The sequence below is a fragment of the Faecalibacterium sp. OF04-11AC genome, assembly GCF_003460645.1.
Classification (GTDB): domain Bacteria; phylum Bacillota; class Clostridia; order Oscillospirales; family Ruminococcaceae; genus Faecalibacterium; species Faecalibacterium prausnitzii_I.
This window is the reverse complement of the sequence record NZ_QTVP01000030.1, coordinates 21,419-28,114: the sequence shown is the minus strand read 5'-3', so window position 1 is coordinate 28,114 and position 6,696 is coordinate 21,419. Positions and strand designations below refer to the sequence as shown.

Sequence of the window (6,696 nt, the reverse complement as noted above, 5' to 3'; positions counted from 1 at the left end):
GACCGTATGGGATACTGAGCCAGTCATATGGTCGGTGACGATGACGGTGAGGTTCCACCTGTTCCCATTCCGAACACAGAAGTTAAGCTCACTCGTGCCCAAGATAGTTCGCTGGAAACGGCGCGTGAAAATAGGTAGTCGCCGACTCATAGTTATCAGGATGTTTGAAACCGCATCCTGATAATATGCACCTCTAGCTCAGTTGGTAGAGCAACTGACTCTTAATCAGTGGGCCCAGGGTTCGAGTCCCTGGAGGTGCACCAGATATTGAACGTCAGATCGTAAGATTTGGCGTTCTTTTTTGTTATGTAACCCCGATAAATCGGGGTCTGCACGGTCAATGCACGGTTTTTGCACGGTCGGCTTTTTCGTAGGAATCCTTTGCATGGGCTGGAATTACTTGCTATCGTTCAATGATGTATAAATGGAAGATGCCCTGCGCATTGAGATCGACGCAGCCACGGGCCATGTTTTCATGATAGGCCCGGCGGTAGAAGTGCTTCAGGGTGAGATTGCCCTTGCGGACAGAGAAAGGAGTTTTAACAAGATGCAGATTCGGACTGCTGTCTCCACAGATTTACAGGAAATTGTAAAGATTGAAGCAGAATGCTTCCCGGCTGCGGAAGCCGCCACCAAAGTCAGCATTGCAGAGAGGCTGGCTGTTTACCCCAACCATTTCTGGGTCCAGTTGGATGGCGACCGGATGATTGGCTTTGTCAACGGCATGGTCACGGATGACCCCGACCTCCGGGACGAGATGTATGAGGATGCTTCTCTGCACAACGAAAACGGTGCATGGCAGATGATCTTCGGTGTGGATACCATCCCGGAATACCGCTGCCGCGGCTGTGCGGCTGCTCTGTTGAATCATGTGATCAGCGAAGCGAAAGCACAGGGGAGAAAGGGACTTGTACTCACCTGCAAAGACAAACTGGTGCATTATTACGCCAAGTTTGGTTTTGTGAGCGAGGGCGTTTCTGGTTCTACTCACGGAAATGTGGTCTGGTACCAGATGCGGCTGCGTTTCTGATGGATCTGGGCAGAATGATATGGTTCTCTTTATGCGAACCATAATATGGCAGCTTGCGTTTTTAATGCACAAGCACAGAAAAATAAAGGGAAACAGCCGTTTCGGGTCCCTATGCGGGCCGTGGCGGCTGTTTTGTTTTTCCATGGCAAAGAAGCGCTGCCTGTGCTATACTTGCCTTAGTGACTTTGCCTGTGGGGCAGAGAAAGAAAAGCTGAAAAAAGGGAGGTGCGGGGCGTGATCCGCATTGCGATGGTGGAGGACGAGGCCGCTGTGCGTGAGCAGCTGATGGGCTATGTGCAGCGGTACACCCGGCAGTACGGCACAGAGTTTTCGGTGACGGAGTTTGCCGATGGCGTGGATATTCTGGAAAATTACGGCCCGGTGTACGACATCGTGTTCCTGGATGTGGAGATGAAGCATCTGGACGGGATGGAGACGGCCCGGCGCATCCGGGCGCTGGATGCGGACGTGGTGCTGATCTTCATTACCAATATGGCGCAGTATGCCATCAAGGGGTATGCGGTAGGGGCGCTGGATTATGTGCTCAAGCCGGTGCCCTACTTTGCGTTTTCCCAGCAGCTGCAAAAGGCTGTGGAAAAAGTCAGCCGCCATGCCCGGCATTATCTGACGGTCCCCGTGGAGGGCGGCCTGCGGCGACTGGATACAGTCCAAATCTATTATTTGGAGAGTGAGGGCCACCGGGTGCATTTTTACACCGAGGATGGGGAATTCACGGCTCCGGGTGCCCTGAAAACATTTGAAGAAAAACTTGCCGACTGTCCCTTTGCCCGCTGCAACAGCGGCTATTTAGTCAACCTGGCTCAGGTGCGGGGCGTCCAGCAGGGCGTGGTGGAAGTGGGCCCCTACGAGCTGCAGGTGAGCCGCCCCAAGCGGAAGAGTTTTCTGGCCGCGCTGGCGGATCACATCGGGGGTGAGGGTGTATGACGGCGCTGCCGAACATCCCCCGCCTGTACACGGCGCTGGCTGAATGCATGGCGATCCTGCTCTACGCCTGGCCGCTGCCGCGGCGGTTCGGCAAACGGCCCACAATCGTGCTGACCGGGGGATGGGCCGTGGCCCTGAGTATATTCCTGCACGCGACAGGCGGCGTGCCGCTGGCCTGGTGGATCCCCTGCATGGCGGCGGCCATCGGGCTCTCGTATCTGTACCTGTGGGCCAGCCGGGATATCCGCTGGCTGGAAGCAGGCTATGTCTGCGCCCGGGCGTTTATTCTGGCGGAACTGGCCGCCAGCGTGGAGTGGCAGCTCCACTGCGCGCTGTTCCCGCACCGGGGCGGGGGAGATGGGCTGGCCCTGCTCCTTCTGGTCGTTGTCGATGGCGTGCTGTACGGGACGGTGCTCTGGCTGGAACGCCGCCGCCCCAGCCCGACCGGAAAGCTGACAGTCAGCAACAAGGCCGCGCTGGTAGCCGTGGTGATGGCCGCCATGGTTTTTGCGGTGAGCAACCTGCTCTTTTTGGACGATGGCGAAGTGAACATGAGCATCTACTACATCCGCACGCTGGTGGATTTCTGCGGCGTGCTGATCCTGACCATCCAGCACGACCAGCTGCGGGAAAGTGCCCTGCACAGCGAGCTGGAAGCCATGGACGAGGTGCTCCACCGCCAATACGAGCAGTACAAGCGGAGCAAGGAGGGCATCAAGCTCATCAACAGCCGCTACCACGAGCTGAAAATCCAGATCGCCAACATCCGTGCCGAGCGCGACCAGGCCAAGCAGGACGCGGCGCTGGCCCGGATGGAGAGCGGCATCCGCCAGTATGAGGCGGAGAACAAAACGGGCAACCCGGTGCTGGACACCCTCCTCACGGCCAAGAGCATGGAGTGTCAGGAGCAGGGCATCAACATGACCAGCGTGGCCGACGGCCAGTGGCTGGGCTTTTTGTCCACCCGGGAGATCTGCACCCTGGTGGGCGTGCCGCTGGACAATGCCGTGGAGAGCTTGACAGCCGAGCCGGACCCCGAAAAGCGGCTGCTGCGGGTGGCCATCTATGCCCAGAGCGGCTGTGTGATGCTCCGGTTTGAGAACTACTGCGCCGCCCCCGTAGCGCTGGGCCCGGACGGTCTGCCCGTGCGCAGTGCCCACGGCGGCTACGACCTGCGGGGCGTGCAGGCCGCCGCCCGGCAGCACGGAGGCACCATGACCGTGAAATGGGAGAACAGCTGGTTCACCGTCCGCATCCTGCTGCCTATCCCGGAAAAAGAATCAATGTGAGAGGGCTGTTGGCAGTGTGCACAAAAAATGACCCCTCTCTTTTGGTGATAAGCACAGGAAATTTTGATACAGAATTGAAACTTTTGCAGATTATGTCTCCAAAATGACAGATTGTGCGGAGAACGGTTCGTTTTGCGGTTTATATGATAAAATGACATCAGGCAAAGGAGCGGACGCACTCCTGAGAACAGCCATGAACCGGGTCGTGTACACAAAAGAGAAGGAGTTAACAGTTATGGCACAGAAAAAGAAGGACAGTAAGATGATGGGCAAGATCATCAAAACTGCCGTTTCGGGTGTGTTGTGTGTCGCACTGGCGGGCGGTATGGTTGCAGCCAATGTGCTGATCCCGCCTAATGCCAGCAGCGTGCAGAGCATTTTGGGTCTGAAGAGCGGCGGCATCGACAACAGCAAGGCAAAGACCGAAGGCATCAATATGGAATACAGCAAGCCCGGTTTTGACACAGAGGCTGCGCTGGTTGAGGATGAGATCGCTCTGAATAAGAAGATCGCCGCCGAGGGTATCGTTCTGCTGAAGAACGATGCGGGAAAGATGCCGTACAGCACGGATACGACCTTCAGTTTTGTCAGCCATTCGGCAGTCAGCTACATTGGCGGCAATAAGGTCGATATGAAAACTGCTTTTGAAGATGCAGGCTTTGGCGTTAATGAAGCGCTCTGGAAGTTTTATTCCGAAGGCAACGGCAAAGACTACGGTCTGGGCGTTGGTTCTGTTTCCTTCGGCGATGATGAGGACTTTTCCATCAACGAATGCCCCCTGTCTGTCATGAAAGCAGAGCCGGGTCTGACCGATTCCATGAAGAATACGGTTCCTGTTTTTGTGCTCAGCCGTGTGGCGGGCGAAGGCCGTGATATGCCCCGCTCCATGTACAACCACACCGATGTGGAAGAGGACAAGACCAAGACCTATCTGGAGCCGGATTCTACGGAACTGGAGATCCTTCAGTATCTGAACGATAACTTTGACGATGTGGTGCTGCTGCTGAACTCCAGCGCAGCGGTAGACCTGAGCTGGGTCAAAAACTATCCCAATATCCACACCGTCATTTCGGCTCCCGCTATGGGTGATTACGGTCTGTGCTCTCTGGCAGAGATCTTCTCTGGTAAGGTGAATCCCTCCGGCCGCACCGTGGATACCTACGAGATGGATGCCATGAACAGCCCTGCCGCCCAGAACTTTGGCGACTTTGCCTACTATGACGAGGACGGTAACCTGACCAAGTACAACTACGTCAGCTACAAAGAGGGCATCTATGTTGGCTACCGCTACTACGAGACCCGCTACGAGGACAAGGTGCTGGGTCAGGGCAATGCCGGTGATTACAACTATGCGGATGCTGTGATGTATCCCTTTGGATACGGCCTGTCCTACACGGATTTTGAGTGGTCTGATTACGATACCAGCTGGGATGGCGATACCTGCACCGTGACAGTCAAGGTCACCAATACGGGTGATGTGGTCGGCAAGGATGTCGTACAGGTCTATGCACAGAGCCCCTATACCGATTACGACAAGGCAAACAAGGTGGAAAAGGCTGCTGTGGAGCTGGTGGCTATGCCAAAACTGCAGAGCTGGCTCCCGGCGCAAGCGAAATCGTAACGGTCACTTTTGATCAGGAGCAGCTGAAGTCTTACGACTACGTCAATGCCAAGACCTACATTCTGGATGCGGGCGATTATTATATCACCGCAGCCAAAAACGCACATGAAGCGGTCAACAACATCCTCTCTGCCAAGGGAAAGAGCGTGGCAGACGGCATGACCGCCGACGGCGACACTGCTTTTGTTGCAACCTACACTCCGGCAAACGGCACCGTGGATACCACGACCTACAAGCTCGACACCACGACCGGTGTGGAGATCACCAATCAGCTTGACCATGCAAACGGCGGGCTGCAGTATCTCTCCCGCAGTGACTGGACTGGCACCTGGCCGACCGTTGACGGTGAAGTCAGCGACCAGATCAGCACCTGGGGCAACCCCATCAATGGCACCGATGCCAGCGGCAAGGCTGCATCCTATACCTACCGCAAGACGATCAGCAAGGAGGACCTTGCAAAGCTGGATTCTTTTGATTCCCTGAACCCCACCGACTTCTCCACTCTGACCGATGAGATCGTTTACGGCAAGGACAACGGTCTGGGTCTGATCGATATGCGCGGTCTGGACTACGATGATGAAAAGTGGGATGAATTGCTCGACCAGCTGACCCCCAGCGATTATCAGACCCTGATCACGCAGTCCGGCTATGGCACGGCTGCCATCAAGTCGGTGGATAAGCCCTCCACGACCGACCGCGACGCTGCCACCGGCCTGGTCAACTACGGCGTTGATGCAAGCGGCAACTTCTACTTCAAGGGCAACATCACGCACTGCGGCGTGATCGTTCTGGCACAGACCTACAACGATGATCTGGCCTACCACTATGGCGAAAACATCGGCGATGAATCCTACTATCTGGGCGTTGATGGCTGGTATGCACCTGCTGTCAATATGCACCGCACGGCATTCTCCGGCCGTAACAGCGAGTATTATTCTGAAGATCCCTTTGTTGGCGGGCACATCGCTTCTCTCGAGTGCAAGGGCGTAGCCTCCCGTGGTATGTACGTCTTTGTCAAGCACTTTGCCGTCAACGATCAAGAAAACCACCGCGGCGACCGTGATGGACAGTTCAGCATTGCAACCTTCCTGAATGAGCAGGCTGCACGCGAGATCTATCTGAAGACCTTTGAAATGTGCATCAAGACCGATGACGTCCAGATGAATTACGCAAAGGACAACGGCGATGGCACTTACAGCAATGCCACCAGAGAGATTCCGTCCGTGACCGGCGTTATGACTTCCTTCAACCGCATTGGCTATACATGGGCCGGCGGCGACTACAACCTTGTTACCGGTGTCCTCCGCAATGAGTGGGGCTTCCACGGCTTCATTATCACCGATAATGCAAATACCGGCGTGTTCATGGATGCGGGTCAGATGATCCGGGCTGGTGCAGACGGAAAGCTGACGAACCTGCCCACCGGCGCACGGTACACCTTTAACAAGGATGACGTTGCAGACTACCACTACGGTCGTGAAGCAATCCATAACATCCTGTACACCATTGCAAACTCCAAAACGATGAACGGCGGTATGCCGGGCAGCCGCTATCTGGCAAAGGTCGAGCCTTACCAGAAGGTCATCTACGCAGTGGATGGTGTCTGCGGCGGTCTGATCGCGGTTCTGGTCGTTCTGACGATCCTCCGCTTCCGCAAAAAGAAAGAGGACGTAAAAACCGTCTGATCAACACATAGGAACAGAAGGGGCGGCGGGCAAACGCCCGCCCTCTTTTTTGATTGTCAGGAGAGACCCTTGAAACACACAGATATCATCAACAGCCTGGATCTGGAACAAAAATGTGCCCTGCTC

General features: G+C 55.6%; 5 protein-coding genes, 1 tRNA gene and 1 rRNA gene. All 7 read left to right on the top strand.

Going from position 1 to position 6,696, the window contains the following annotated elements:
• Positions 1-30: 30 nt before the first annotated feature.
• The 7 genes from rrf (at position 31) to DXA70_RS14750 (ending at position 6,570) form a co-directional block, all read left to right on the top strand.
• A 5S ribosomal RNA gene (gene rrf, locus DXA70_RS11580) occupies positions 31-147 on the top strand.
• A gap of 40 nt (positions 148-187) precedes the next feature.
• Positions 188-263: transfer RNA gene (locus DXA70_RS11575), tRNA-Lys, on the top strand.
• Between the two features lie 284 nt (positions 264-547).
• On the top strand, positions 548-1,030 hold the full coding sequence (locus DXA70_RS11570; RefSeq protein ID WP_128118558.1) for a GNAT family N-acetyltransferase: 483 nt from the start codon (positions 548-550) through the stop codon (positions 1,028-1,030).
• A 234-nt stretch (positions 1,031-1,264) separates the two neighbouring features.
• Positions 1,265-1,975 carry a LytTR family DNA-binding domain-containing protein gene (locus tag DXA70_RS11565; protein ID WP_128118557.1) on the top strand — a complete coding sequence of 237 codons (711 nt, stop codon included), beginning with the start codon at positions 1,265-1,267 and terminating at the stop codon, positions 1,973-1,975.
• The gene (locus tag DXA70_RS11560) at positions 1,972-3,264 is read left to right on the top strand and encodes an ATP-binding protein (RefSeq protein WP_128118556.1); all 1,293 of its coding nucleotides are present in this window, start codon (positions 1,972-1,974) and stop codon (positions 3,262-3,264) included. The genes DXA70_RS11565 and DXA70_RS11560 overlap by 4 nt, the downstream gene beginning before the upstream one ends.
• 235 nt (positions 3,265-3,499) lie before the next feature.
• Positions 3,500-4,885 carry a glycoside hydrolase family 3 C-terminal domain-containing protein gene (locus DXA70_RS14760; RefSeq protein WP_243001360.1) on the top strand — a complete coding sequence of 462 codons (1,386 nt, stop codon included), beginning with the start codon at positions 3,500-3,502 and terminating at the stop codon, positions 4,883-4,885.
• A gap of 146 nt (positions 4,886-5,031) precedes the next feature.
• Positions 5,032-6,570 carry a glycoside hydrolase family 3 N-terminal domain-containing protein gene (locus DXA70_RS14750; protein WP_243001359.1) on the top strand — a complete coding sequence of 513 codons (1,539 nt, stop codon included), beginning with the start codon at positions 5,032-5,034 and terminating at the stop codon, positions 6,568-6,570.
• Positions 6,571-6,696 lie beyond the last annotated feature (126 nt).

What these genes read in the sequence shown, in the direction of transcription:
- DXA70_RS11570 (WP_128118558.1), top strand. Translation starts at nt 548, where the DNA reads ATGCAGATTCGGACTGCTGTCTCCACAGATTTACAGGAAATTGTAAAG.
- DXA70_RS11560 (WP_128118556.1), top strand. Translation starts at nt 1,972, where the DNA reads ATGACGGCGCTGCCGAACATCCCCCGCCTGTACACGGCGCTGGCTGAA.
- DXA70_RS14760 (WP_243001360.1), top strand. Translation starts at nt 3,500, where the DNA reads ATGGCACAGAAAAAGAAGGACAGTAAGATGATGGGCAAGATCATCAAA.